Origin of the sequence: Stenotrophomonas maltophilia group sp. msm1 (assembly GCF_032025805.1) — a bacterium.
In the GTDB taxonomy this organism is placed as follows: Bacteria; Pseudomonadota; Gammaproteobacteria; order Xanthomonadales; family Xanthomonadaceae; genus Stenotrophomonas; species Stenotrophomonas hibiscicola.
Genome location: NZ_JAVSKH010000004.1, coordinates 280,177 through 306,751, shown reverse-complemented (window position 1 = coordinate 306,751; position 26,575 = coordinate 280,177). Strand labels below are relative to the sequence as shown.

Here is a 26,575-nt window from a genome sequence, read left to right as displayed (position 1 = left end):
CCATCCTAGTACGCCGACTTCTGCCCCAGCACCTTCAACGCCGTCAGCACGATGATCCGCACGTCCAGCGTCGGGCTCCAGCGTCGGATGTAGTCGATGTCGTACTGGACGCGCTTCTTCATCGAGCGCAGCTCCGGCGTCTCACCGCGCAACCCGTGCACCTGCGCCCAGCCAGTAATCCCCGGCTTGACGTAGTGGCGGTGCATGTAGCGTTCGATCACCCGCTCGTAGTGATTGTTGTGCTGGATCGCGTGCGGCCGCGGCCCCACCACCGACATGTTCCCACCCAACACATTGAAGAACTGCGGCAGTTCATCCAGGCTGCTGCGACGCAGGAAGGCGCCAAACCGGGTGACGCGTGGATCATCGCGCGTCGCCTGGGTGATCTGCCCCTCCCCCTCCGCGTGCACACGCATGGAGCGGAACTTGAGCATCCAAAACTCTTTACCGCCAAGGCCATGACGCTTCTGGCGGAACAACACCGGCCCCGGCGAACTCAGCTTCACGCCGATGGCCAGCACGGCAAACAACGGCGCCAGCAGGATCACCGCCGCACCCGCGACGACAATGTCCTCGACCCGCTTGAACACGCGGAACCGATGATCCACCAAGCCTTGACGTACGCCGATCATCGGCACATCACCCACCTGGTGCACGCCCGGATTAAGCGCCCCCAAACCCGTGGTATCGGGAATCAGGCGCACCGGCACCGGAAATCGCTCGATCTGCTTGAGCATGTCCTTGATCGCGGCCGCGTGCCCCATCGGCATCGACACCCAGACCTGGTCGAATTCTCCGCGGTGCTGATCCATGTACTGCGGAACGTCTTCCAGTCGCCCCAGCCTGCACGGCGCATCCCCACCGCGACGGGTAGCGATATCACCCGCACTGGCGAAGTAGCCGATGACGTCTTTGCCAAGCTCTGGTTTCCCACGCAGCAGGCGGTGCAGCCTCAAGGCAGGCGCCCGCAGCCCGACCAGCAGGATCCGTTCATGGTCCATCCCACGTGAACGCAAGCGATGCAACTGCACCCTCAGCAATACGCGTAATGCAGCCATGGAACCCAGGCCAAAGGCATACCAGCCAACCAGCCAGGTAGAGGGGACCGCATCGGCAAGTCCGACCAGGACGACGTAGAGCGAGAACAACGCGAAGGTGGCAGACCACGCCAACAGCAGCAGCCAGAGATCGGCAAGCAACCCGCGCATCCGCCAGTTCCGATACAGCGGCGCGACGGAGAAACAGACGATGGCACTGAGAATCACCGCGCCAAACACGATGCGCTGGGAGGAATCCGGCGCAGCCGCGCCATACAACACGATGTGGGAGAGCACCGCCATGCCCGGCAGCAGCAACAGATCGCCCAGGCGCAACCCCAACTCAAGGGCCGCCCGGGCTTCGACGCGGCGGCGGCCCGCCCGGGCCCGCGCTGCGGGGAGGTCTTCTACTGATCCATGTAGCAAAGCACTTCTCCATTCACGACTCGACCGAACGCTGAATTGTTCGTCTTCACGTGCATGGACTCCCCAGCCAGCACGCGATTGTCAGAGGTTTGTCAATCAGGCGTGACTGAATTGTGAATGATGTCTGCGGCAAAAGATAGGAATTTTCAGTGGGGGACTGACTGAAGCTATCGCCAGGAGATCACGTAAGTCTTTAGAACTATTACGAATTTAATATGTGTCGCAATGCATCAATATGCGTCACTTTGCGTCGCCATCATCCATCCACGCCCGGATCGCAAGCCGGCAAATTGACAGTCTTGAGCTCGCCCACCCCGCACCGCACCAAAGCCCAGCAACCTCCCTCTGCTACCATCGGCGGTTCTGTTCATCGCGTCCCCCACCTGCCCGCGATGGCGCCAAAACAACGTAACGAAACACAGGAGTCTGCATGTCTTCCGAGCTGCTCAAGTCCCTTGGCCTGGACGCGATCAACGCTGGCACGTACCTGGGCAACGGGGAGTGGTCGAGCGCGACCAGCGGGGAGCTGATCACCCCGGTCAACCCGACCACCGGCGAGCCGATCGCACAGGTCCGCGCGACCACCGAGGCCGAGTACGAGACCGTCGTCGCCCGCGCGCAGGAAGCCTTCAAGGTCTGGCGCACCACGCCTGCCCCGCGCCGCGGTGAGGCCGTGCGCCTGTGCGGCGAAGCGCTGCGCAGGCACAAGGATGCGCTGGGTTCGCTGGTCGCCCTGGAAATGGGCAAGAGCAAGCCGGAAGGCGACGGCGAAGTGCAGGAGATGATCGACATCGCCGATTTCGCCGTGGGCCAGAGCCGCATGCTGTACGGCTACACCATGCATTCCGAGCGCCCCGGCCACCGCATGTACGAGCAGTACCACCCGCTGGGCCTGGTCGGCATCATCTCGGCCTTCAACTTCCCGGTCGCGGTGTGGAGCTGGAACTCGTTCCTGGCCGCCATCTGTGGCGACGTGTGCATCTGGAAGCCGTCCAACAAGACCCCGCTGACCGCCATCGCCTCGCTGAAGATCTGCAACGAGGCCCTGCGCGAGGCCGGCTTCCCGGACATCTTCTTCCTGATCAATGATGCCGGCACCGCGCTGTCGGAAAAGATGGTCGATGACCGCCGCGTGCCGCTGATCAGCTTCACCGGCTCGACCCAGGTCGGCCGCACCGTCAACGAGAAGGTCGCGCGCCGCCTGGGCCGCTGCCTGCTGGAGCTGGGCGGCAACAACGCCATCATCCTGGACGAAACCGCCGACCTGAAGCTGGCCGTGCCGGGCATCGTGTTCGGTGCGGTCGGCACCGCCGGCCAGCGCTGCACCACCACCCGCCGCCTGATCGTGCACCGCTCGATCTACGCCGACGTACTGGCCACCCTGGTCAAGGCCTACAAGCAGGTGGAAGGCAAGATCGGCGACCCGACCGATGCCGCCAACCTGATGGGCCCGCTGAACAGCGAAGGCGCCGTACAGCAGTTCCTCGATGCCATCGCCCAGGCCAAGGCCGCCGGCGGCACCATCGAAACCGGTGGCACCCGCATCGATCGACCGGGTAACTTCGTACTGCCCGCCATCGTCTCCGGTCTGAAGAACAGCGACGCCGTGGTCCAGCACGAGACCTTCGCGCCGATCCTCTACGTGATGCCGTACGACACCCTCGACGAAGCCATCGAGATGCAGAACGGCGTGCCGCAGGGCCTGTCGTCCTCGATCTTCACCCAGAACCTGAAGACCGCCGAGAAGTTCCTGTCGGCGGCCGGCAGCGACTGCGGCATCGCCAACATCAACATCGGCACGTCCGGTGCGGAGATCGGTGGCGCCTTCGGTGGCGAAAAGGACACCGGCGGTGGCCGCGAGTCCGGTTCGGATGCGTGGAAGGTCTACATGCGCCGCCAGACCAACACCATCAACTATTCGGACTCGCTGCCGCTGGCCCAGGGCATCAAGTTCGACCTGTAACGCAATCTGTAGTGCCGGGCCATGCCCGGCAGGATGCGCCATGAACACCGCAGGAAATGCAGCCGAGCATGGCTCGGCTCTACAGGGTGGCAAGCCGGTGATTGATTTCACCGGCCGCCGCGTGCTGATCGCCGGCGGCAGCAAGGGTATTGGCCGTGAAATGGCACTGGCCTTTGCCGGTGCCGGTGCGCAGGTCTCGGCCTGCGCCCGCGGCCAGGCCGGCCTGGATGCCCTGCGTGCCGATGCACGGGCGCAGGGCTTCGAACTGCACGCGTTCTCTACCGATCTGGCCGATCCCGGCCAGATCCTGGCCTGGCTGCAGGCTGCCGCCGATACACTCGGCGGCATCGACGTGCTGGTCAACAACGCCACCGGCTATGGCATGGCCGATGACGAGGACGGCTGGGCCGCCAGTCTGCAGATCGACCTGATGGCGGCGGTACGGGCCTCGCGCCTGGCACTGCCGTGGCTGCGCGCATCCAGCGATGCCTGCATCCTCAACCTGTCCTCGATCGCCGCCCAGCAGCCGCGTCCCGGTGGCGCGCCGTACGCCGCGGCCAAAGCCGCGCTTTCGCACTACACCACGTCACAGGCGCTGGCGCTGGCCAAGGACCGGATCCGGGTCAATGCCATCGCACCGGGCTCGATCGAGTTCGATGACGGCCTGTGGGACCGCCGCCGCACCGAAGACCCCGCCCTGTACCACGGCACCTTGGCGAAGATCCCGTTCGGCCGCTTCGGCCACCCGCGTGAGATCGCCGACGCCGCCCTGTTCCTGTGCTCGCCGCTGGCGCGCTGGGTCACCGGCCATGTGCTCAACGTGGATGGCGGCCAAGTGTTGATGGGCTGAATCTGTAGAGACGAGCCCATGCTCGGCTTGCACGCAAGACGCGGTCGATCCCGCATCAGCCCAAGGGGCAGCCGAGCATGGGCTCGGCTCTACAGGGCACTGCCCATGGGATTGCCCGGGCAGACGCACTATCATGTGCACACTGCCAAGGAGGACCCCGATGAGCGTGGCACCCCGACAGACAAGCGCCCTGGCCGTGGTCAGCCTGGTCATGGGCATCGCCAGTTGGACCGTCCTGCCCTTCGTGGCCAGCATCGTGGCCATCATCACCGGCCACATGGCCCGCGCCGAGATCCGCCGCCGCCCGCATGAACTGGAAGGCGATGGCCTCGCCGTCACCGGCCTGGTGCTGGGCTGGGTGATGGTCGGCGCCGTGATCGCCGCCATCCTGGTCTTCATCCTGTTCTTCGGCGGCCTGGCGTGGCTGGCGGCAGTGTCGAAGTGACGCCATGACTGCCTCCGACAGCACTGAACGCTTCAGTAGCCGCGTCGCCGACTACGTCCGCTACCGGCCCGATTACCCGCCCGCCCTGTTGGAGTGGCTGCATGGCCCGATGGGCATCAGCCACGAGGCCGTGGTCGCCGACATCGGCGCCGGCACCGGTATTTCCAGTCGCCTGTTCCTGGCCAGCGGCCATCCAGTAGTCGCGGTTGAACCCAACGCCGCCATGCGGGGCGCGGCCGAGGAATGGCTGGCACCGCAGTACCCGCAGTTCCGTGCGGTGGACGGCCGCGCCGAGGCCACCACACTGGACGATGCCAGCATCGATCTGGTCAGCGTCGCGCAGGCCTTCCACTGGTTCGACACCGTGGCGGTGCGCGCCGAGTGGCAGCGCATCCTGCGCCCGGGTGGCCTGGCACTGATCTACTGGAACTCGCGCCTGCTCGATGCCAGCCCGTTCCTGATCGGCTACGAGCAGCTGCTGCTGGACTACGGCACCGACTACACCGCCGTTGCCGAGCGCTACCAGGACGACGCCACCATGCAGGCGTGGTTCGGCCCCGGCCTGCGCGGCATGGTGGAGCTGCCGAACGTGCAACATCTGGATTTCGACGCCCTGCGCGGGCGCCTGCTGTCCTCCTCCTACGCACCCCAAGCCGGTCATCCGCGCCATGCGCCGATGATCGCCGCCCTGCAGGACCTGTTCGCCGCCCACGCGGTCGACGGCCAGGTTGCTTTTGAATATCGAACCCGAGCCTTCCTCGGCACGCTGGACTGAACCGACGCATGTATTCGCTTGCCCGCCCCTTCCTGTTCTCGCTCGACGCCGAGCGCGCCCACGGCCTCGGCCTGTCCGCACTGGACCTGGCCTATCGCACCGGCACCACGCCGCTGCTGGCCGCACGCATCGCGCCGATGCCGAGCACCGTGTTCGGGCTGACCTTCCCCAATCCGGTCGGCCTGGCCGCCGGCCTGGACAAGAATGGCGAGCACATCGATGCATTGTTCGCGCTGGGTTTCGGCTTCGTCGAGATCGGCACCATCACCCCGCGCCCGCAGGCCGGCAACCCGCAGCCGCGCCTGTTCCGCCTGCCGGAACACAACGCGATCATCAACCACATGGGCTTCAACAATGCGGGCGTGGACGCGCTGGTGCGCAATGTCGAGCGCGCGCGCAACCGCCGCGGCCTGCTCGGCATCAACATCGGCAAGAACAAGGACACGCCCAACGAACAGGCCGTGGACGATTACATCGCCTGCCTGGACAAGGTCTATCCGCTGGCCGACTACATCACCGTCAACATCTCCTCGCCCAACACTGCCGGCCTGCGTGAACTGCAGGAGGAAACCGCGCTGCGCCAGCTGGTCAGCCAGTTGCGCGACCGCCAGGAAGCACTGGCCGCGCAGCATGGCCGCCGCGTCCCGATGCTGGTGAAGGTGGCACCGGACCTGAGCGAGCGCGACATCGATGCCGCCGCCCGCGTACTGGGCGAACTGCAGGTGGACGGCGTGATCGCCACCAACACCACCATCGACCACAGCAAGGTGGCAGGCGATCCACTGGCCAACGAGGCCGGCGGCCTGTCCGGTGCGCCGGTGCTGGAGCAGTCCACGCTGGTACTGCGCCGCCTGCGTTCGCGCCTGCCCGAATCGGTCCCGCTGGTCGGCGTCGGCGGCATCCTGTCCGGTGCCGATGCGGTGGCCAAGATGGCCGCAGGCGCGGCGCTGGTGCAGTGCTACAGCGGCTTGATCTTCCGTGGCCCGGCGTTGGTCTCTGAATGCGTGGAGGCGATCCGTCGCCGCCGCGAAGCGCCGAGCCGCGGCGCGGTGGCCCCACTGTGAGCGCGCCCATGGATACCGTCGACGGCAACGCCCCGCTGCGCTGGACGCTCACCCGCAATGCGCCGCTGCAGGCGCTGAACACCTTCCACGTGCAGGCCAGCGCCGCGCAGCTGCTGGAACTGCACGATGCCGCACTGCTGCCGGACGTGCTGGCGCTGCCCGAGGTGGCCAGCGGCCCGCTGCTGGTGCTGGGCAGCGGCAGCAACGTACTGATCGCCGAAGACCTGCCTGGCACCGTGCTGGTGTTCGGCAACCGGGACATCAGCTTCCTGGAGCACCGCGCCGACCATGCGGTGATCCGCGCCGGCGCTGGCGTGTCCTGGCATGGCCTGGTGATGTGGTCGCTGCAGGAAGGCCTGTCCGGCCTGGAGAACCTGGCGTTGATTCCCGGCACGGCCGGTGCCGCGCCGATCCAGAACATCGGTGCCTATGGCGCGCAGGTCGGCGAGTTCATCCAGGCCGTTGAAGCCTGGGACTGCCAGGAGCAGGCCTGGGTGCGGCTGGACAACGAACAGTGTGGCTTCGCCTACCGCGACAGCGTGTTCAAGCAGCAACCCGATCGCTACCTGATCACCGCCATCGAGCTCAGGCTGCCGCTGCTGCACGACCTGCGCATGGACTACGCCGGCATCCGTGAGGAACTGCAGGCACAGGGCGTGGAGCTGCCCAGTGCCGTGGACGTGGCCAATGCGGTGATCGCGATCCGCCGCCGCAAGCTGCCCGATCCGGATGTGCTGGGCAACGCCGGCAGCTTCTTCAAGAACCCGGTACTGCCACTGGAACAGGTGGACGTACTGCTGCAGCACTTCCCCGAGCTGCCGGTGTTCCCGGCCGAACAGGACGACAAGCGCAAGGTCTCTGCGGCCTGGATGATCGAGTCCTGCGGCTGGAAGGGCTTCCGCGAAGGCGATGCCGGCGTCGCGCCGAGCCACGCGCTGGTGCTGGTCAATTACGGCAACGCCACCGGTGCTGAGCTGCTGGCGCTGGCGCGACGCATCTCGGCCTCGGTGCTGGAAAAGTACGGCGTGCCGATCGAACCGGAGCCCCGCCTGCTCGGCGCACAGTGGTGAACACCCCCGCCCTCTCCCCCAGCGCCACCCCGATGCGGGCGGCGCTGCTGATGATCGGCAGCACGATGGCATTCGGCCTGATGGCCGTCGCCATCCGCTACGCCACCCGGTACGTACCAACCCAGGAAGTGGCGTTCTTTCGCAATGCCTTTGGCCTGCTCGCGTTGCTGCCGATGCTGCTGCGCCCCGGCCATGCACCACTGAAAACGCAGCAGCTGCCGCGTTATTTCGTGCGCAGTGCGATTGGCCTGGGTTCGATGCTGTGCGCATTCTGGGCACTGGGCCATCTGCCACTGGCGCAGGCGGTTTCCCTCTCGTACTCCACGCCGTTGTTCGTCACCATCGCCGCCGTGCTGTGGCTGGGCGAGACCGTGCGTGTACGCCGCTGGGCTGCGGTGGTGGTTGGATTCATCGGTGTGCTGGTGATCGTGCGCCCCGGTACCGCCGGCTTCACCGCGGGCAGCCTGGTAGCGGTGGCAGCCGCCGTGCTCAGCTCATTGGTGGCGATCCAGATCAAGCAGCTGACCCGTGTCGACAGCGCTGACACCGTGGTGCTCTACACCTACGTGTTCTGGGTGCCGCTGTCGCTGGTCCCGGCACTGTTCGTCTGGGTCTGGCCCTCCGGCATGGCGTGGCTGTGGCTGCTGGCCACCGGCGTGCTCGGCACCGTCGGCCAGCTGTTGTGGACCCGCGCGCTACGGCTGGGCGAAGTCTCCGCCCTGACCCCGATCAGCTTCCTGCAGCTGCCACTGGTAACGCTGTTCGGCTGGCTGCTGTTCAACGAAACGGTGGACCGCTGGACGATCATCGGTGCCGGCATCATCCTCGCCGCCAACGCCTACATCGCCCACCGCGAAGCCGTACTGTCGCGGCGAGCCGCAAGTGCAGCAGCCTCGGCAGCGGCCAAGCCCGCCGAGTAGATCCACGCCACACGTGGATGACGCTGCACTCCTCTGTAGAGCCGAGCCTACGCTCGGCTGCTCTTCGCGCCTCACCGTTGACAGAGCGCGCAGGGTTCATCCACGCATGGCGTGGATCTACAGCGCGCGATACACCCGCTCCGCCGCATCGAACACATTGCCCGGCGCGAACTGCTCGCCCAGATAGTGCAACGACTGCCGGCGCAACTGCGGCGAACGCTCCTCGCCATCGCTGCCCAACAGCACCTGCTGGAACTCGATCAGGTCCTGCAGGATGCGCCAGTGCCGGTACCAGGCGATCCAGCGCGGATCGCCGCGGTCGCTGCCGTAGCCCTCCTCGAAGCCCAGCGGATTCTCGCGCCCCCAGCGCCCACCAACCGCCGCACCAATGAACATCAGGTCGCGCTCGCGCGGGGCCAGCGAAAGGCCGTCCCAATCGATCAGGTGCAGGCCCCCGTCATTGCCCATCAGCAGGTTGCCGGCATGCAGGTCGGTGTGACACAGATGCAGATCTACCGGTACGTCCTGCAATGCCACGAGCAGCTCCCGTGCCTGCGCATGCAGCGCCGCGATGCGCGCATGCTGCTGGTCCCATACCGAAACAAATGCGCGGCCCAGCCCGTCCTTCGCGGCCGCCAGGCCTTCGCCGGCCAGCCATTGACCGACCGTCTCCAGCGCCGCGGTTTCCAGCCGTACGATCGGCAGCGCCTGCTGCAGTTGCGCTGGCAGTTGCGCGCCGTGCAGGCGCCGCAGTACCTCGCCCAACCGCTTCCACTGCGTGCGGCTCAACGCCGCCTCGAATCCGGACTGTCCTTCCACATAAGGGAACAGGGTGAACTGCAGCCCCCACCGCTGTACCGATGCGCCGCCGGTCAATGCTGGCCACGGCGCAACGATCTCATCGATGCCCAGCGTGCCGCGCAGCCAATGCAGGCTGTCCCACACCGCTGGGGCGACCTGGTAGGTGCGGCATTTCAACCACCACTGCCCGTGCCGCGCATCGACGCGATACACGCTGGCATTGGCGTCGGCACCCACCGGGCGTGGCACCACGGCGGTGGCAGTGATGCCATAGGATTGTTGCAGGACTTCGCCGAGATGCTGCGCCGAAGCGAATGACATGGATGCAAGCGGAAAGTATTGCCTGCTGCCACTATCGCAGATGCATTCGCCGCGACACAGACATGTCCGTCACAACATCAGCTCGCCGCGACCAGAGAACTAGCCTGCGATGCGTCGCATCACCATCTCCAGCGGGCCGCGTGCGAACTGCCACGACCACAGCCAGGCCGCGCCCGTCGCCAGCATCAGGAACAGCATCGCCCACAGCAGCACCGATGCGAGCGACGCGCTGCCATCGAGCAGGCCCAGGCTTTCCAGCGTGCCCATGCCCAGCAGGATGTGGCCCACGTACAGGGTCAGGGTCATGCGCCCGGCCGCGGTGAACGGCTCCAGCCAGTCCCCGGGTTGCACACGCGTCAGCCACAGGCAGGCGGCAATGACACTGAACGCTGCGCCCGCACCCGTGAGTACGTAGGCCGGTCCCGGCGGCATCGGTTGCGTTCCCAGCCACACCTGCCAGGGCGTTCCCTGCGCAAGCTGCTGAACGCCATGGCCGGCCGCGATCAGCAGCAGCCCCAGCACCAGCAATGCTCGCTGCACCCGCGGTTGCGACAACTGAAGGCGTGCCAGCAGCATCCCCAGCAGGAAGAAGCACAGCCACGGCAGCAGCGGATGGAAGCCGTTGAACAACAGGTTGCGGGCCGCGCCCGGCCATTGCCACAGGTCTGCGTATTCCAGCGTCTGCCAGTTCCATCCCTGGCTGTAGTCCCAGTGCAGCAACGCCCAGAACGAACACGCCGCCAGGCCCACGATGCTGGCCAGCAACACCCGCGGCGACGCACGCAGCCACACCACCGCCAACGCGAAATACACCGCGTAGTAGTGCAGGATATCGGCCGGGAACAGAGTCAGGTTGAGCAGGCCCAGCACCATCAGGAACAGCGCGCGCCTCCAGGTCTGCACGCTGGCCGGCCACCACCCCTGCCGCTGCGTGGCCAGCACCAGGCCAAGACCGGCCAGAGTGACGAACGTCGCCGAGGCTTTGCCTTCCAGCAGATGGAAGAACCCTGCCAACCAACCCTCACCCTCTGCCGGCACGGCCATCGCCAGGCGGAAGTTGACCAGCACCATGCCGGCCAAGGCCAGGTAGCGCGCCAGATCAAGGCCGTGCAATCGCCGGTCAACGGCACTCATGCGCGTGCCCCGAGCAGCAGCGCGAGCAGGCCAAGATCCAGCGAGGCCTCATCGATGCCATCGGCTTCGCCCAGCCCCCGACGCAGCGCATCGCTTTCAATGGCATCCAGCAGCACCTGCGCCTGCAATGCCGGGGCCAGCACGGGACGCCGACGTTCGCGCCGTGCCACCTGCTGCAGGGCTTCGGCCAGGGTCGCCTGCAATTGCCTGCGATTGGCCGCAAATGCCTCGGCCACGGCCGGATTGCGTGCGCTCTCGGCCAGCACTTCGACGGCAAGCGTCGCCCATTCCGGCTGGCGGCACAGTGCGTGGAAGTCCTGAAGGAAATCCAGTACCTGTGCGCGCTCGCCTTCGGACGCGGCCAGTCGACGCAGCAACGGTGCCAGTTCTTCGCTCTCGGCCACTGCCACTGCAAGGATGATCGCTTCCTTGCCCGGGAAGTGGTTGTAGAGGTTGCCCAGGCTGACGCCAGCCGCCTGCGCGATGTCACGCATGCTGGTCTGGTGGAATCCCTTGGCGAGGAAGCACCGCAGGGCCGCCTGCAGGATCAGGGTCACGCGCTGCTCATTGCGGTCGATTCGGCTCATGCCACGAGCATGAACGAACGTTCGTTTATTTTGTAGATGTCGACCTGGCCACCATCGGGCTCCGTTCAGCCAGCCTTGACCTCAACTGCGGTTGAGGCCCGATGCTGCGCGACCTGTTCCATGCCCAACCCGGAGTTCCTGCATGCCACTGATGATCACCACCCTGCTCGACAGCCGCGTGCTGTGGTTCCTCGCCCGGCTGCTGCTGGCCGTGGTGTTCCTGTCCTCGGGCCTGGCCAAGCTGCTGGCGTGGGACAACAGCGTGGCCGAAATGCAGGCCGCCGGGCTGCAACCGCCTGTGCTGTTCAACCTCGCCAGCGCCGTGGTGCTGCTGGGTGGCTCACTGTGCCTGCTGCTCGACCGCCTGCTATGGCTGGGCAGCGGCGCGCTGGCGGTGTTCATGCTGCTGACCATCGTCATCGTGCATACCTTCTGGACCAAGCACGGCGCGGAACAGCAGCTGGCGATGTTCTTCGCGCTGGAACACCTGAGCGTGGTCGGCGGCCTGATCTGCGCGGCCATCGCCAGCCATGCGCGGGCTCAGAAGAACTCGTCGAGCAACCGGTAGAACGCCAGCCGACGCTCGTCGACCAACGCGCCGTAGCGCTGGAACAACGGCGCCACCCAACGCGTGTCGCCGAAGTTGTGAACCAGGCTGCGCGCGGCCAGCGCCAGGTCCTGGTAGCGGTCGGCCACGCCCAGCCGCCCACAGTCGATGAAACCACTGAAACGCCCCTCGACCGCCATCAGGTTCGGCAGGCACGCATCGCCATGGCTGACCACCAGATCTTCATGGTCGGGCCGGGTGCTGCACAGTTCGGCGAAGACCTGCTGTGGACTCTGGCCCAGGCGCTCATCATCGAAATCATCGGCATCCACCAGGCTCGCTTCGACGCGGGCCTGCGCGGCCTCCAGGCGCGAGGCCAGTCGCTGGTCGAACGGGCAGGCTGCCACCGGCAACGCATGCAGCCCGCGCAGCGCGTCGGCCAGCAGTTCCACCAACTGCTGCGGCGCGAGTTCCGGCGACGAAGCCAGGTCGCGGCCGGGCAGCGCGCTCATCAGCAACCAGCGCCGGCCCGCTTCTTCGGCGGTGGCAATTACCGTTGGCGCCGGTTGTCCCTGTTCCTGCAGCCAGCGCAGGCGCGCGATCTCATCGCCCAGCTCACTGAAGGCGTCGATCACTTCCGACTTCAGGAAGGCATCGGGCTGGCCTGGCTGCTGCACACGAGCAACATCCGCACGCGACACGCCGATCGACTGCCGCTCGATGCGCGCATCGCCCAACGCTTCCTGCCACGCCCGCGGCAGCGGCAGGCCATCAGTGAAGGGATCGGGTGCTCCCATGTCGGGATGCTCCTGTTGCTGGGGACGCTACGGATTCTCGCCGATCCCGAAGCACACCGCCCAGCAGAGCGCGCAATGGAAGGAAGCAACATGAAATTGATGGTCATCGGCGCCAGCAGGGGCCTCGGTCGGGCATTCGTGGAAGGCCTGTGCAGTGCGGGCGACACCGTCATCGGCGTTTCGCGCAGCCGTCCGCGCGACCTTGAATGCCCCGAAGGTGTCACCCTGCAGTGGATCGAGGCCGATCTGTCCCAACCCACCCTGGCTGCCAATCACATCGCAGCGCAGGCACCGGCCGATCTGGATGTGCTGATCCACAACCTGGGCATCTGGGAAGAGACCGCCTTCAGCGACGAGTACGCCTTCCTCGACGAGAGCGATGCCGCGCTCACCCAACTGGTCGACGTCAACATCACCGCGACCCTGGTGCTGCTGCAGCGCCTGCTGCCGCGGGTACTGGGCGCACCACGCCCGCAGCTGGTGCTGACCGGCTCGACCTCGGCGCTGCCACGCAGCGGCCGCCCGGAAGTGGCGTTCGGCGCATCCAAGTTCGCGCTCAACGGCATCGCCGATGCACTGCGCGAGGGTTTCCGCGATCGCCGCCTGGCGGTGACCAGCCTGCAGCTGGGCTGCCTCAACACCGACGATGCACTGTCGGTGCCGGTGGCAGAGGCCGCAGCACGCGGGGATGGCGAACTTGTCCCGGTACACGATGTGGTGACCATGGTGCGTGCGCTGCTGCAGCTGTCGCCGTCCGGCTTCGTACGTGAACTGGTACTGCCAGCCATCGCCGACCCACGCTACTGACCTTGCCGGCCGCCGCAGGGCACCATCAGTGGCCGCGCGCGCGGTCGTGGTTTACCCTGCTCCTCACCGGCCGTCGGTCACAGGCGGGAATGCTATGGATGCGCTGTCACGGGTCTCGGCCCAGGTCCTGGACGGTTCCCTGCCCAGCCTGCCGCTGTACCTGCTGCAGGCCACCGCAGTGATCGGCATGATCGGGGTGCTGCTGATCGCCACCCGCCGTGCCGGCCATGCCATTGAAGGCCGCCGCCTGTATGTGGGCGTGGCACTGGGCCTGATCTACCTGTTCAATTCCTGGTTCGTGGCCCGTTACACCCAGGGCGTGGTCAAGCTGCACCTCGGCTTCGACATTCTGCTGGTCAGCGGCCTGCTCGGCGGCTGGCGCGGTGGCCTGGTGTGCCTGGGCGCCAGCCTGCTGGCCCGCTACCAGTTCGCCGGCACCCAGTACTTCCTGCCTGCCAGCCTCGAGGCCACGCTGCAGATGCTGGCCGGCGTCTGGCTGCGCAGGCGCCTGCACCCGCACATGCTCAATGAACTCTCGCTGCGCATGATCCTGCAGGCCTGGGGCGTTCGTGTCGTCGTCACTGCGTTGGGCTTGGCACTGGGCGTAGCAATCATTGGTGCCAACCAGCTACCCGTGGAGGAGCTGGCAATCCAGCGGCTGCTGGCGCTACCACTATCGCTGCTGATGCTCGGCGCGGTGTTCGCACTGGTCTACAACGATGCGCAGATCGATGCCCAACGCCAGCGCGAACAGGCCTGGCTGCGCATCGATCCAATCAGTGGCCTGCCCAACATGCGTGCGCTCGGCGAACGCCTGCAGCATTACTGGCGCGACAACGACGGCATCGGCAAGGCCTGCCTGATCGTGGCCGAGATGGGCAACCTGCGCGACCTGCGCCTGCGCTACGGTCCGCTGCAGGACAACGGCCTGTGGCAGCGCGACAGCACCGAAGAGGTGCATCGGCTGCTGCCCTCGCTGCCGGCCGGGCAACTGGAGATCTACCAGTTCGGCGATGCCGCGCTGGCGATCCTGGTGCGCGACCTGACCTTGTCCGAACTGCGCACGCAACCGCAGATCACCGAGCTGGCCAGCAACCTGGCCGATCAGGTCGGCCGCGATTGGCCCGGCTTCCGGCCGCTGTTCCGCTGCGCGGTAGTCGAACTGAAGCCCCCCACCGATACAGACGACGGTCACCTGCCGTTCCGGGCGATCACCCTGACGATGAGTGCGATCGAATCGGGCGTCGTGTTCTTCGACGACCCGATCCAGCGCGACAGCGAGATCGACGCCCTGATCGAAGTCGCTCTCGAACGCTGGCTGCAGCAGGGCGATGCACCGCTGTGCTACCAGCCCAAGCATCGCCTGCAGGACCGCCAGTTGGTCGGCGCCGAAGCGCTGCTGCGCATGCGCGATGGCGAAGGCCGGCCGATTGCACCGATGCGGGTGATCTCGCTGCTGCGCCGGCAGGGCCGGCTGGCAGACCTGGAATGGGCCACGCTGCAGTCGGCGGTGCACTTCCTGCAGCACTGCCGGCAGGACGGCGCGGCGCTGACCATCGCAGTCAATGTGTCAGCCGAATCCCTGCGCCTGCCCGACTTCGGCCTGCGCCTGCAGGAGCTGCTACAACTGCATGACATCCCCGGTGCGATGCTGCGCCTGGAGATCGTCGAATGGACCGAAATCGTCGAGCGCGACGTGGTCGATGCCAACATCACACAGCTGCTGGCAGCCGGGGTCACCCTGTCGCTGGATGATTTCGGCGCCGGCTATTCAACCCTGATCCTGCTTTCGCAGCTGGCCATCGCCGAGGTCAAGATCGAGCAGGCACTGATCGCCACGCTGTCCGACGCCAAGTCACAGTCGATCGTGCGCTTCATCGTCGAGGTCGCGCACCGCTGCGGCGCGATCGTGGTGGCCGAAGGTACCGAAACCCTGGCGCAGGAGCAGAAGCTGCGAGCCCTGGGCGTGGATGTCGGCCAGGGCTATCTGTACTCGGCGGCGCTGCCGGCCGACGAGTTCCGTCGCTTCGCCGCCAGCTAGACCGCGTAGAAGCCCAGGAACATCGCAACCGCCGATTCGGCCACGCGCGCACGTTCCTGCGCGGTCAGCGGTGGCTGCCCCATCGTGACCTGCGGCCAGAACGCAAAGCTCTTCACCAGGCCGTGCAACTGGTGGCCGGCAAAGTCCGGATCCACCTCGCGCAGTCGGCCATCGGCGATGGCCGCGCGGATCCAGGCACTCTCGCCGCTTTCCTTTTCGCCCATGCGGCAGACGATGGCCTGCGCGCGCTCCGGTGAGTGGATGACCTCGGCCATCGCCACCCGTGCCAGGTCGATGAAGTTGGCATCGCTGAGCAGTTCCAGCTTCTGGCCCAGCAACTGCAGCAGCTGCGCCTGCAACGGCTGGTCCGCGCGATACGGCAGTGCGTCGCTGGCCACGCTGCGTTCCCACAGCTCCTCCAGGATCATCGAGAACAGCGCTTCCTTGCTCGGGAAATGGTTGTAGACGGTGCGCTTGGAGACCCCCGCCGCCTCTGCAATGCGGTCCATGCTGGTCGCCTCGTAGCCCGATGCACGGAACTCCTCCACCGCCGCGCGCACGATGGCATCGCGTTTACGGTCGGTCAGGCGTTGCGGGGCACGGGGCATGGCGGGAACCGAATAACTGAACGGACGCCACCATTTTACACCCATCAGTGTACTTTTGAAAAAGACGAAACTACACTGTGCAGTGTACCCAGCGGACGTCACCCATGAAGCGCCTGCTCCTTGTCCTCCTGCTTGGAATCCTCGCTGTGACCGCCTACACCTTCTGCAAGTCCTGGTCCCTCCCCGACTTCCCCGATTCGCCGCAGTACCGTGATGGCAAGTTCCGCAATGCCCTGCCCCGTCCGGCGATGGGCCTGCGCGACGGTGCGGAGATCTGGTGGACGTTCCTGTTCAACAAGCCCAAGGGCACCGTCCCGGCCCACCCCATTCCGGTGCAGCCGCTGGACCGCGCCACGCTGGACGCCGCGCCGGACCGCAGCCTGTTCCGGCTGGGGCACTCCACGATCCTGCTGAAGCTGCGTGGCCAGTACTGGCTGACCGATCCGGTGTTCTCCGAGCGCGCCTCGCCGGTGCAGTGGATGGGCCCGGCGCGCTTCCACGCACCGCCGATCAGCATTGACAAACTGCCGCCCATCGCCGGCGTGATCCTCTCGCACAACCACTATGACCATCTCGACCATGCCGCGGTAATGCAGCTGGCTGGCAAGACCGCGCGCTTCATTGCACCGCTCGGCGTCGGCGACCAGCTGATTGCCTGGGGTGTGGACGCCAGCAAGGTCGAACAGCTGGACTGGTGGCAATCGACCGAGGCCAGCGGCCTGCGCCTGACCGCCACGCCGGGCCAGCACTTCTCCGGCCGCGGCCTGGGCGACAGCGACCGCAGCCTGTGGGCGTCGTGGGTGATCCAGGACGACGACTTCCGCATCTTCTTCAGCGGCGACACCGGCTACTTCGACGGCTTCAAGGCCATCGGCGAGAAGTACGGCCCGTTCGACCTGACCATGATCGAGACCGGCGCCTACGATCCGCGCTGGGCGTTCGTGCACATGCAGCCGGAACAGACGCTGCAGGCGCACCTGGACCTGCGCGGCAAGTGGCTGCTGCCGATCCACAACGGCACCTTCGACCTGGCCCTGCACGCATGGCAGCAGCCGTTCGAGCGCATCACCGCATTGGCGGCCGCGAAGAACGTGCCGGTGGCCACGCCGATGATGGGCGAAGCGCTGGACATGCAGGCGCCGCAGGCGGGTACGCGCTGGTGGGAGACGGTGGAGCTGTAGCGTGCGGTGCGCTTGACCTGCCGGAAACCATGTAGAGCCGAGCCATGCTCGGCTGCGTCAACCACAGAAGCGGCCTGCGACGCTGCAGTGCGTCATGTAACCGATTACATCCCTTGCTAGCGTAGCGCTCGGCCGACACCGGCCGAACCTGCGAGGCTGTACGTAATGACATTGCGCGCCGAACGCTCCAAGGTCTCCCGCTCAGCCATTCCGTGGCGAGCTGCCGCCACCCTGCTGTTGGCCGCCCTCGCCGCTGCCGCACAGGCACAGCCCCTTCCCCCGCGCAGCCAATGGCAGGCCAGCAGTTCCTCGCAGCAGGTGCCGGCGATGGCGATCAGCCACCTGATCGACGGCGACCCGAAGACCGTCACCGGCGGCGCCTTCAGCCCCGGCCACTGGTTCCAGATCGATCTGGGCACGCCAACCCTGCTGGCTGGTGCACGACTCACCTGGGATGTCTCCAACCCGGAAGGCTATTCATTGCAGACCTCACTGGATGGTACGCAGTGGCAGACCGCGTACACGATGGCCGATTCACTGGGCGATGTGGAAACGCTGTACTTCGCGCCGCGGCAGGCGCGCTATCTACGACTGGCCAGTCCGCAGCGCACCTCCGACTGGGGTGTGTCGATCTTCGAGATGGAGCCGCTGGACAGCACGCTCAGCGCACGCATCGCCGATGTCGATGCAACACAGGCAGCCGCGCTCTGGCAAGGCGGCGGCACCGTTGCGGTTCCGACCGGAAAAGGTGGATCCCATGCGCTCGAGATCACGCTGCCGCAGGCTCAATCCACGGCTGGCCTGGTGGTCGACTGGGCCGATGGCGCGCGCGGCGCTGCGCGACTGCAGGCGCAGGATGAACAGGGCCGTTGGCAGGACCTCGCACACGATGCACAGGCGGCCAATCATCGGCAAAGCTGGCTGGCTGCTGACACGGCACAACCCCTGCGTGCGTTCCGGCTGAGCGTGGACGGCCCCGCACCGCAGGTCGCGCGACTGCGCCTGCTCGGGCCAAAGGCGGTAATGACGCCGATGAAGCGATACCAGATCACCGCCAGCGGCGCTCAGCGCGCGTTGTTCCCGGCATCGCTGCAGATGCAGCAGACCTACTGGACCGCCGTCGGTGTGCACGCAGGACGACAGAAATCGATCTTCGACGAATACGGCAATCTGGAAGCCTTCAAGGGCGCGCCGCTGGTGCAGCCGATCTGGCGTGGCGCTGACGGGCGTGCCGCTGGCGCGGCAGGACAGCCGATACAGCACGCGTTGCGGGATGGCTGGAAACCGATGCCCTCCGCTACGTGGTCACCGCAGCCCGGCCTGGAGCTGCGCAGCGAGGTATTCGCCATCGAGCGCGACGGCCAGCCGGTAACGTTCTTGCGGCATCGCCTGCACAACACGGGCAGCGCCAGGATCGAAGGCACGCTCAGCCTGGTCGTGCGCCCGATGCAGATGAATCCGCCGTGGCAGAACGGCGGGCTGTCACCGATCCGCGATGTGACCATCGATGGGCAGGCGGTGCGCATCAATGGACGCACGCTGCTGCAGTCGCTCTCGCCAGTGGCTGCGTCGGGCGCGGCGCCGTTCGGCAAGGATGGCGCAACGGAAATCACCGCGACCCTCGCTGCCGGCCAGCTGCCCTCCACGCAACAGGCGCGCGACGACGAGGGTCTTGCCTCGGCTGCGTTGAACTACCGCGTATCACTGGCAGCGGGCGCCAGCGATGCCATCGTGGTCGCGTTCCCGCTGGGTACTGCCGCCGCCGATAGCAAGGGCGCACTGCCCGAGGCGCCTGCGCTCGATCTGGCCACGCTGCCCCGCGATGCCAATATGGCGTTCGATTCCCTGGCCACGCAGGCCTCCGCGGACTGGCAGGCACGGCTGGGCCAGGTCGGGCTGCGCCTGCCCGATCCTTCGCTGGTCGACATGCTGCGCGCGCAGGCCGCCTACATGCTGATCAACCAGACCGGCCCGGCCATGCAGCCCGGGCCCCGCAACTACAACCGCTCTTTCATCCGCGACGGCATGGCCACCTCGGCGGTGCTGCTGCGCATGGGCGAAGCACGCGTCGCGCGCGACTACCTAGCCTGGTACAGCGAACACGGGGTGCATGCCAACGGCCTGGTCTCGCCGATCCTCAACGACGATGGCAGCGTCAATACCGGCTTCGGTTCGGATATCGAGTACGACAGCCAGGGCCAGTACGTAGCGCTGGTGGCCGATGTCGCGCGCCTCGATGGCGGACCCGAATCGGTACGTGCCTATCTGCCGAAAGTGAAGGCAGCGCTGCGCTTCCTGCAGGAACTACGCGAACGCACGCTGGTGCCCGGCTACAAGGCCGACCAGCCAGCGCCGGAACGCTTCGCGGGCATTCTTGCGCCGTCGATCAGCCATGAGGGTTATCCGTCTCCCACCCACAGCTACTGGGACGACTATTGGGGCCTGAAGGGCTGGCACGACGGCGCGTGGCTGGCCGAATCGCTGGGCGACCACGAGACCGCAGCGTGGGCACGCGAACAGTACAAACTGCTTTACGACGCGCTGCATGCCTCGATCCGGGCGACGATGGCGTGGAAGGGCATCGACTTCATTCCCTCCTCGGCCGACCTGGGCGATGGCGATCCCACCGGCGTATCGATCGCACTGGACCCGACCGGCGCACAGAGCGTGCTGCCCGCCGAGGCGCTGCGGACCACCTTCGCGCGCTACCTGGAGGACGTCCGCAAGCGCAGCCAGCCCGGTGCGCTGTACGCGTACACCCCGTACGAGATCCGCAATGTGCTGAGCTATGTGCACCTGGGCCAGCCGCAGGTGGCCGATGAGCTGCTGCAGGGACTGCTGCATGATCGGCGCCCGCTTGAGTGGCAGGTGCTGGCCGAGGTCGTGCACTCACGCCTGCGCTTCCCGCGCTACCTGGGCGACATGCCGCATACCTGGATTGGTGCCGAGTACGGCCGCACGCTGTTCGGCATGCTGATGCGCGAAGACGATGATGCCCTCTCACTGCTGCCGGGTACGCCGCCCTCGTGGGTGGCAGGCGATGGATTGGCGGTGGAGCGGTTGCCGACAGCGTATGGCACGTTGCAGATGCAGGCGCGGCAACGCGACGGGGTGCTGACGGTGGCGCTTGGTGAGGGGCTGCGCAGCGGGACGGCGGTGAAGGTCTGGTGGCCGGCGCGCACCATGCCGAAGACGGTGCGTGTGGATGGACGTAGCGTTTCCGACTTCGATGCCGAGGGTGTGCGGCTGGTGAAACCGTTCCGGGCACTGGAGGCGCGTTGGTAGAGCAGCCGAGCATCGCTCGGCTCTACAAAGACGGAGGTAGCGCCGGGCCACGCCCGGCGTCATTGCAGCGTCGGCAACCCCGGCGGATTGGTCTGCGACTGCGGCACGGCTTCCTCGGCCACATTCCATCGCTTCAGCGCCTGCGCATAGGTGCCGCTGCCGATCTGGGTGTTCAGCGCCTGCGTCACCGCGTCGGCCAGGCCGCTGCCCTTGCGCGTGGTCACCGAGATCGCTGCGGCATTCGGCCAGCCGCCAGGGAACAGGCCCACGCGCCGCACCTTGCCGTCGCGCGCCGAATAGGCGCCGGTAGCATTGGGCTCGAACGATACATCGGCGCGGCCGGTGATCACCGCCAATCGGCCGACCACCGCGTCATCGAAGTACTGGTATTCCACGGGCTTCAATCCCGCCGCGATGTTCTGCTGGTCCCACTGCCGCAGGATCTGATCCTGGTTGGTACTGGCACCGACCACCACCTTCAGCCCGGCAACGTCGGCCGGCTTTTCGATCTTCTGGATCGGCCCATCAGTACGCGTGTAGATGCCCAGCAGGTCGTAACGGTAGCTGGAGAAATCGAACTTCTTCTTGCGTTCTTCAGTGACCGTCACGTTCGACAGCACCGCATCGTACTTGCCTGACTCCAGCCCCAGCGGCCAGTCGGCCCAGGCCACCGGCACGATCACCAGCTTCAGGCCCAAAGCATCCGCGATCAGCCGCGCGATGTCCGGTTCGATGCCGACCACGTCCTTGCTGTCGGCGCCGTAGTCGGCCAGCGGTAGCTGCCCCGGGTGGGTCGCCACGGTGAATGCGCCCGGCGTGACGAAGCGGTAGCCCGCAGGAATCAAGGCCTGCGCCTTCGGGTCGAGCGTGCCCTTCAGCACGGCGGTGTTGGTGCCGGCCAGGCTGGCCGCGGCCACAGCGGCAGCCTCCGGGGCCTGGCGCACGCGCGAGTAGACGATGCCGGCGATGCCGATGATCAGCACGCCCACGATCAGCAGGGTGCTGCGCGAGGGACGACGCGGTGCTGCAGGGCTCATGATGTTCCTTCCGGGGTTACAGGGTCTTGGCCAGGAAATCGGCGGTGCGTTGCTGGCGCGGGCGCTCGAACAGGGCCTCGGGCGTGCCCTGCTCGATCACCCGGCCCTGGTCCATCATCACCACGTGGTCGGCCACGCGGCGGGCGAAGCTCAGCTCATGGGTGACGATCACCAGCGTGGTGCCGGAACGGGCCAGCTCCTCGATCACGCTCAGCACCTCCGCCACCAGTTCCGGGTCCAGCGCCGACGTGGGTTCGTCAAACAGCAGCACCTTCGGCTGCAGCGCCAGCGCGCGGGCAATCGCGATGCGCTGCTGCTGGCCACCGGACAGCTGGCGCGGGAACGCATCGGCCTTGTCGGCCAGGCCGACCCGCTCCAGCAGCGTGCGCGCCTGCCGCTCGGCCTGCGCACGCGGCACGCCGCGCACCGCGATTGGCGCCTCGATGATGTTCTCCAATGCGGTCAGGTGCGGGAACAGATTGAAGCCCTGGAACACCATGCCCACCTCGGCACGCCGACGGCGGATCTCGCGCTCGGGAAGTTCGTACAACGTGTCACCCTCGCGGCGGTAACCGATCAGCTGGCCGCCAACAGTCACGTAACCACTGTCCGCGCGTTCCAGGTGGTTGATCAACCGCAGCAGCGTGGATTTCCCGGCACCGGACGGGCCGACCAGCACCGTCACGCTGCCGGCGCGCAGCTCCAGGTTCACGTCTTCCAGCACCGGCTGATCGCCGAACACCTTGCCCACGCCATGCAGCGATACCGCCGCACCCTCGTCCGCCTCCACCTGGGTGGCGATGCGCGGGCGGTTGGCCACGCGCGGCGCAGCATCACTGGATGTCCGCACCGGTGACGACACCCGCGACACCGAGCGCTCGCGCTGCAGCTGGCCGCGCGCGAAGCGCTGTTCCACGCGCCGCTGCAGCAGCGACAACACGGTCAGGATCACCAGGTACCAGACCGTGGCCACCATCAGCAGCGGCACCACTTCCAGGTTGCGCCGATAGATCACCTGCACGGTGTAGAACAGCTCCGGCAGCGCCAGCACGTAGACCACCGAGGTGCTCTTGGCGAGGCCGATCACATCGTTGAACGCCGCCGGCAGGATCGAACGCATCGCCTGCGGCAGGATGATGCGGCGCACCTGGCGGCCACGCGGCAGGCCGAGCGCGGCCGCCGCCTCGTACTGGCCGTGGTCAACCGAGAGGATGCCACCGCGGATCACCTCGGCCGAGAACGCTGCCTGGTTCAGGGTCAGGCCCAGCACCGCGGCGGTGAACACACCGATCAGCTGCGTGGTCGGGTACGAGAACAGGCTGATGCCGGTGAACGGCACGCCCAGTTCGATGGTGCTGTACAGGTAGCCCAGGTTGTTCAGCAGCAACAACAGCACCAGCAACGGGATCGAACGGAACAGCCACACATAGCCCCACGACACCGCTGACAGCAGCGGCGAACCGGAGACGCGGGCCAAAGCAAGCAAGGTGCCCAGTGCGAAGCCGAGGCCGGTACCGAGCGCGGTCAGCAGCAGCGTGCGACCCAGGCCTTCCAGTACCGGGCGTGCGAAGAACCATTCGGCGAAGGTGCCCCAGCCCCAGCGCGGATTGCCCAGCACGGACTGCAGCCCGATCAGGATCAGCGCCAGTGCCAGTACCGTGCCGAAGACCTGCAGCGGATGCCGGGCCGGCACGATCTTCAGTGCCGGTCCGGGCGCCGGACGAGCGGCGATGCCCTCCAGCGCGGTCGACGGTGTGCTCATGCGTGGGCTCCGTGCAGCAGTGCCTGTGCAGCGGTAACGACAGGCGTCGTCGCCCGCAGGTGCTTTTCGAACGGCAGATGCGCAACGGTTTCCGGGTCGGCCTCCAGATCGAACAGCGCGGTGTAGCCGTGGCTCAGGTACAGGCCAACAGCTTCAGGCTGGCGGAAGCCGGTCGTCAGGAACACCCTCCGGTACCCTTGCCGCGCCGCCTGCTCTTCCAGCTCCTGCAGCACGCGCCGCGCAATGCCCTGGCGACGCAGACCGGGCAGCGTCCAGATGCGCTTGAATTCGGCGGTATCCGGATCGCGGTGCGGCATGAACGCACCGCCGGAAATCGCCACCCCGTCGCGCAGCAGCAGCACGAAGGCGCCCACCGGGGCCGCAAAGGCCTGCGCCGGGTAGCGCTGCAGCTCCTCGCGAGCGCTGCCGCCGATGCGTCGACGCACATCAGCGTAGCGACTGTCGTATTCCTGCTCCAGGCCATCGAACAGCGGCCGCGCCAGTGGGTGATCCACCGAGGTATAGAGAAAGCGTTCGTTGCTGCTCATGCTGCGTCCTTCACCAGGTAATCTTCGGCCAGCCGCGCCCACAGGCTGGCGGCGGGGGCAATGGCCGCGTCGTTGAACACATAGCGCGGGCTGTGCAGCGGTGCGCTCTCGCCGTTCCCGACGAACACGAAGCTGCCCGGTCGTGCCTGCAGCAGGAAAGCGAAATCCTCGCTGGCCGTGCGCGGCGCGAATTCGGGCACTACCTGTGCGGCGCCGAAGCCCTGCACCGCCACCTCGCGGATGTAGGCGGTCTGCTGCGGATGGTTGATGACACTGGGGAAGCCGCGCGGGAATTCGATCTCGGCGCGCGCACCGAACGCGGCGGCGGTCTGTTCGGCAATCTCGGTGACTCGGCGCCGCAGGGTGTCGCGCACTTCCGGCAGGTAGGCGCGCACGGTCAGCTTCAGCTCGACCACGTCCGGAATCACGTTGGCGGCCTGCCCGCCGTGGATCGAACCGACGGTGACCACGCCCATCTGCCGCGGATCGACATTGCGCGACACCACGCTCTGCAGCGCGGTGATGATGTGCGCCGCCACCAGGATCGGATCGACGCTGCCCTGTGGCTCGGCGCCATGGCCACCCTTGCCGATCACCTTCAGCCGTGCCCAATCCACCGACGCCATCGCCGGGCCATCGACGAAACCGAAGTGGCCCACCGGTACGCCGGGCCAGTTGTGCAGCCCATAGATCGCATCCACCGGGAAGCGCTCGAACAGGCCATCGGCAATCATCTTCGACGCGCCCGAACCGGTTTCCTCGGCTGGCTGGAACACCAGCTGCAAGGTCCCGTCGATATTGCCGTGATGGGCCAGGTAATGCGCCGCAGACAGCAGGATGGCGGTGTGACCATCATGACCGCAGGCATGCATCAGGCCGTCGGTCTGGCTGGCGTAGGCCAGGCCGGAGTCCTCATGCATCGGCAGTGCGTCGATGTCGGCGCGCAGGCCGAGACGACGGCTGCCCTGCCCGCGCTGCAGCGTGCCGACCACACCGGTGCCGCCGAGCCCGGTGGTCACCTCATAACCCCACTGCTGCAGCAGCTCGGCCACACGGGCGCTGGTGCGGTGCTCCTCGAAGGCGAGCTCCGGGTGCTGGTGCAGGTCATGGCGGATCGCGATGGCGGCCTCGGCGCGTGCTGCAATTTCCGGCAGCACGCCGATGGACGCGGAATCCCGCCGGGCATGGCCCGGTGCTGCCGCAGTTTCTCCGCTCATCGCCCTACCCCACCTTCCGCGCCGGTTCGGCGTCGGTCGAATAGCGGCTGGCCTTGTACGGCAGACCCAGATGCCCGCGCAGGGTCTGTCCTTCCAGCTCGCGCTGGTGGTAGCCGCGCGCCTGCAGGATCGGCAGCACCTGGGTCACGAAATCGTCCAGGCCCTCGCGCTGCGCGGCGAATCCAAGAATGAAACCGTCGCTGGCACCGGCGTCGAACCAGCGGATCAGCTCATCGGCCACGTGCTCCGGCGTGCCGATGAAGTTTGGTCGCGGGCTCACCGCTTCCAACGCCACTTGGCGCAGGCTCAGGCCCTTCTCACGCGCATCCTGCTTGATGCGGTCGGTGGTGGAACGGAACGAATTGCTGCCGATGTCACCCAGCTCCGGGAACGGTGCATCCGGGTCGTACTGGCTGAAATCGTGGTGATCGAAGAAGCGCCCCAGGTACGCCAGTGCATCCTCCAGCGTGGCCAGTGCGGCGATCGCCTGGTACTTGGCTTCGGCCTCCTCGGCGGTGCGGCCGACGATGGGGCCGATGCCCGGGAAGATCTTCACATCGTTGCCGCTGCGGCCGTGCGCGATCGCCGAGTTCTTCACCTTCTGGGTGAATGCACGGGTTTCTTCCAGCGAAGGCGAATGGGTGAACACCGCATCGGCGTACTTGCCGGCCAGCGCGATGCCATCGTCAGACGAACCGGCCTGGAAGATTACCGGCTGTCCCTGCGGCGAACGCTGGATGTTGAGCGGGCCTTCCACCTGGAAGAAGCGGCCTTTGTGGTCGAGCCGGCGGAACTTCTCCGGCGCAAAGAACGTGCCGCTGTCGCGCTCGCGCACGAAGGCGTCGTCATCCCACGAATCCCACAGCCCCTGCACGACATCCAGGTACTCATCGGCGATCTGGTAGCGCAGCGCGTGCTCCGGGTGCGGCCGGCCGTAGTTGCGGCCCGAACCCTCCAGTGGCGAGGTCACCACGTTCCAGCCGGCGCGGCCGCCACTGAGCAGATCCAGTGAAGCGAACTGCCGTGCCACCGTGAACGGATCGCTGTAGGACGTCGACAGCGTGCCCGCCAGGCCGATCTTGTTCGTTGCCGTGGCCAGCGCCGACAGCAGCGAGATCGGCTCGAAGCGGTTGAGGAAGTGCGGGATCGACTTCTCGTTGATGTACAGGCCGTCGGCCACGAAACCGAAGGCAATGCCGTTGTCCTCGGCGGTGCGCGCGATGTCGATGTAGAACTGCAGGTTGACGCTGGCATCGGCCGGATTGGACGGATGCTTCCAGGCATGCATGTGGCTGCCGGGGCCCTGCAGCATGATGCCGAACGGAATGTGGCGCGGGGTGGTGCTCATGGGA

At 66.7% G+C, this 26,575-nt stretch carries 23 protein-coding genes; 12 read left to right on the top strand and 11 right to left on the bottom strand.

Going from position 1 to position 26,575, the window contains the following annotated elements; translation table 11 throughout:
- Positions 1 to 5: 5 nt before the first annotated feature.
- Positions 6 to 1,463 carry an undecaprenyl-phosphate glucose phosphotransferase gene (locus tag ROV95_RS18585; RefSeq protein WP_312545734.1) on the bottom strand — a complete coding sequence of 486 codons (1,458 nt, stop codon included), beginning with the start codon at positions 1,461 to 1,463 and terminating at the stop codon, positions 6 to 8.
- A gap of 430 nt (positions 1,464 to 1,893) precedes the next feature.
- Here ROV95_RS18585 and ROV95_RS18580 point away from each other — a divergent pair, with 430 nt between their 5' ends.
- The 7 genes from ROV95_RS18580 (at position 1,894) to ROV95_RS18550 (ending at position 8,550) form a co-directional block, all read left to right on the top strand.
- Positions 1,894 to 3,426: an aldehyde dehydrogenase family protein gene (locus ROV95_RS18580; protein ID WP_019661365.1), complete on the top strand. Its 1,533-nt coding sequence runs from the start codon at positions 1,894 to 1,896 to the stop codon at positions 3,424 to 3,426.
- Positions 3,427 to 3,466: 40 nt separating this feature from the next.
- Positions 3,467 to 4,276 (top strand): SDR family oxidoreductase, encoded by an 810-nt coding sequence (locus ROV95_RS18575; RefSeq protein WP_312545731.1) that lies wholly within the window; start codon positions 3,467 to 3,469, stop codon positions 4,274 to 4,276.
- A 160-nt stretch (positions 4,277 to 4,436) separates the two neighbouring features.
- Positions 4,437 to 4,721: a DUF4190 domain-containing protein gene (locus ROV95_RS18570; protein WP_279936430.1), complete on the top strand. Its 285-nt coding sequence runs from the start codon at positions 4,437 to 4,439 to the stop codon at positions 4,719 to 4,721.
- A gap of 4 nt (positions 4,722 to 4,725) precedes the next feature.
- Positions 4,726 to 5,496, top strand: coding sequence for a class I SAM-dependent methyltransferase (locus ROV95_RS18565; RefSeq protein WP_312545727.1), 771 nt, complete (start codon positions 4,726 to 4,728; stop codon positions 5,494 to 5,496).
- Positions 5,497 to 5,504: 8 nt separating this feature from the next.
- On the top strand, positions 5,505 to 6,560 hold the full coding sequence (locus tag ROV95_RS18560; RefSeq protein ID WP_312545725.1) for a quinone-dependent dihydroorotate dehydrogenase: 1,056 nt from the start codon (positions 5,505 to 5,507) through the stop codon (positions 6,558 to 6,560).
- Positions 6,561 to 6,568: 8 nt separating this feature from the next.
- The gene (gene murB, locus ROV95_RS18555) at positions 6,569 to 7,630 is read left to right on the top strand and encodes a UDP-N-acetylmuramate dehydrogenase (protein WP_312545723.1); all 1,062 of its coding nucleotides are present in this window, start codon (positions 6,569 to 6,571) and stop codon (positions 7,628 to 7,630) included.
- A gap of 32 nt (positions 7,631 to 7,662) precedes the next feature.
- The gene (locus ROV95_RS18550) at positions 7,663 to 8,550 is read left to right on the top strand and encodes a DMT family transporter (RefSeq protein ID WP_312545825.1); all 888 of its coding nucleotides are present in this window, start codon (positions 7,663 to 7,665) and stop codon (positions 8,548 to 8,550) included.
- A 117-nt stretch (positions 8,551 to 8,667) separates the two neighbouring features.
- On the opposite strand, the gene ROV95_RS18545 is transcribed toward ROV95_RS18550, so the two are convergent.
- The 3 genes from ROV95_RS18545 to ROV95_RS18535 all read right to left on the bottom strand — a co-directional run bounded on the left by ROV95_RS18545 (position 8,668) and on the right by ROV95_RS18535 (position 11,393).
- Entirely contained in the window at positions 8,668 to 9,672 is a 1,005-nt protein-coding gene (locus ROV95_RS18545) for an aminoglycoside phosphotransferase family protein (RefSeq protein ID WP_019661358.1), read from the bottom strand.
- Between the two features lie 99 nt (positions 9,673 to 9,771).
- The gene (locus tag ROV95_RS18540) at positions 9,772 to 10,806 is read right to left on the bottom strand and encodes a heparan-alpha-glucosaminide N-acetyltransferase domain-containing protein (protein ID WP_164144307.1); all 1,035 of its coding nucleotides are present in this window, start codon (positions 10,804 to 10,806) and stop codon (positions 9,772 to 9,774) included.
- Complete coding sequence (locus ROV95_RS18535) at positions 10,803 to 11,393, bottom strand: TetR/AcrR family transcriptional regulator (protein ID WP_164144308.1); 591 nt, start codon at positions 11,391 to 11,393, stop codon at positions 10,803 to 10,805. The genes ROV95_RS18540 and ROV95_RS18535 overlap by 4 nt, the downstream gene beginning before the upstream one ends.
- A 142-nt stretch (positions 11,394 to 11,535) precedes the next feature.
- Here ROV95_RS18535 and ROV95_RS18530 point away from each other — a divergent pair, with 142 nt between their 5' ends.
- Positions 11,536 to 11,961, top strand: coding sequence for a DoxX family protein (locus ROV95_RS18530; RefSeq protein WP_134735668.1), 426 nt, complete (start codon positions 11,536 to 11,538; stop codon positions 11,959 to 11,961).
- Here ROV95_RS18530 and ROV95_RS18525 read toward each other — a convergent pair.
- Positions 11,934 to 12,737, bottom strand: coding sequence for an APH(3')-II family aminoglycoside O-phosphotransferase (locus ROV95_RS18525; RefSeq protein ID WP_312545716.1), 804 nt, complete (start codon positions 12,735 to 12,737; stop codon positions 11,934 to 11,936). The two genes, ROV95_RS18530 and ROV95_RS18525, sit on opposite strands and share 28 nt — an antisense overlap.
- A gap of 90 nt (positions 12,738 to 12,827) precedes the next feature.
- Between ROV95_RS18525 and ROV95_RS18520 the strand changes: the two genes are divergently transcribed.
- Both ROV95_RS18520 and ROV95_RS18515 read left to right on the top strand, forming a co-directional pair.
- On the top strand, positions 12,828 to 13,544 hold the full coding sequence (locus ROV95_RS18520) for an SDR family oxidoreductase (protein ID WP_164144311.1): 717 nt from the start codon (positions 12,828 to 12,830) through the stop codon (positions 13,542 to 13,544).
- 94 nt (positions 13,545 to 13,638) lie between these two features.
- A complete protein-coding gene (locus tag ROV95_RS18515; RefSeq protein WP_312545711.1) occupies positions 13,639 to 15,585 on the top strand; it encodes an EAL domain-containing protein in 1,947 nt (648 codons plus the stop codon).
- On the opposite strand, the gene ROV95_RS18510 is transcribed toward ROV95_RS18515, so the two are convergent.
- Positions 15,582 to 16,193, bottom strand: coding sequence for a TetR/AcrR family transcriptional regulator (locus ROV95_RS18510; protein WP_134731411.1), 612 nt, complete (start codon positions 16,191 to 16,193; stop codon positions 15,582 to 15,584). The genes ROV95_RS18515 and ROV95_RS18510 overlap by 4 nt on opposite strands.
- 104 nt (positions 16,194 to 16,297) lie before the next feature.
- Here ROV95_RS18510 and ROV95_RS18505 point away from each other — a divergent pair, with 104 nt between their 5' ends.
- Both ROV95_RS18505 and ROV95_RS18500 read left to right on the top strand, forming a co-directional pair.
- Positions 16,298 to 17,374 carry an MBL fold metallo-hydrolase gene (locus ROV95_RS18505; protein WP_134731409.1) on the top strand — a complete coding sequence of 359 codons (1,077 nt, stop codon included), beginning with the start codon at positions 16,298 to 16,300 and terminating at the stop codon, positions 17,372 to 17,374.
- Positions 17,375 to 17,539: 165 nt separating this feature from the next.
- Positions 17,540 to 20,659, top strand: a complete 3,120-nt coding sequence (locus ROV95_RS18500) for a discoidin domain-containing protein (RefSeq protein ID WP_312545710.1) — start codon at positions 17,540 to 17,542, stop codon at positions 20,657 to 20,659.
- Positions 20,660 to 20,718: 59 nt separating this feature from the next.
- Here ROV95_RS18500 and ROV95_RS18495 read toward each other — a convergent pair whose 3' ends face one another.
- From ROV95_RS18495 to ROV95_RS18475, 5 genes are read right to left on the bottom strand one after another with little or no spacing between them, the layout of a single operon-like run.
- A complete protein-coding gene (locus ROV95_RS18495; RefSeq protein ID WP_227852198.1) occupies positions 20,719 to 21,696 on the bottom strand; it encodes an ABC transporter substrate-binding protein in 978 nt (325 codons plus the stop codon).
- A 16-nt stretch (positions 21,697 to 21,712) separates the two neighbouring features.
- On the bottom strand, positions 21,713 to 23,458 hold the full coding sequence (locus tag ROV95_RS18490) for an amino acid ABC transporter permease/ATP-binding protein (RefSeq protein WP_312545708.1): 1,746 nt from the start codon (positions 23,456 to 23,458) through the stop codon (positions 21,713 to 21,715).
- Complete coding sequence (locus ROV95_RS18485) at positions 23,455 to 24,006, bottom strand: GNAT family N-acetyltransferase (RefSeq protein ID WP_312545707.1); 552 nt, start codon at positions 24,004 to 24,006, stop codon at positions 23,455 to 23,457. The genes ROV95_RS18490 and ROV95_RS18485 overlap by 4 nt, the downstream gene beginning before the upstream one ends.
- Positions 24,003 to 25,223, bottom strand: coding sequence for a M20 aminoacylase family protein (locus tag ROV95_RS18480; RefSeq protein WP_312545705.1), 1,221 nt, complete (start codon positions 25,221 to 25,223; stop codon positions 24,003 to 24,005). The genes ROV95_RS18485 and ROV95_RS18480 overlap by 4 nt, the downstream gene beginning before the upstream one ends.
- Positions 25,224 to 25,227: 4 nt before the next feature.
- A complete protein-coding gene (locus ROV95_RS18475; RefSeq protein ID WP_312545703.1) occupies positions 25,228 to 26,571 on the bottom strand; it encodes an LLM class flavin-dependent oxidoreductase in 1,344 nt (447 codons plus the stop codon).
- Positions 26,572 to 26,575: the final 4 nt, after the last annotated feature.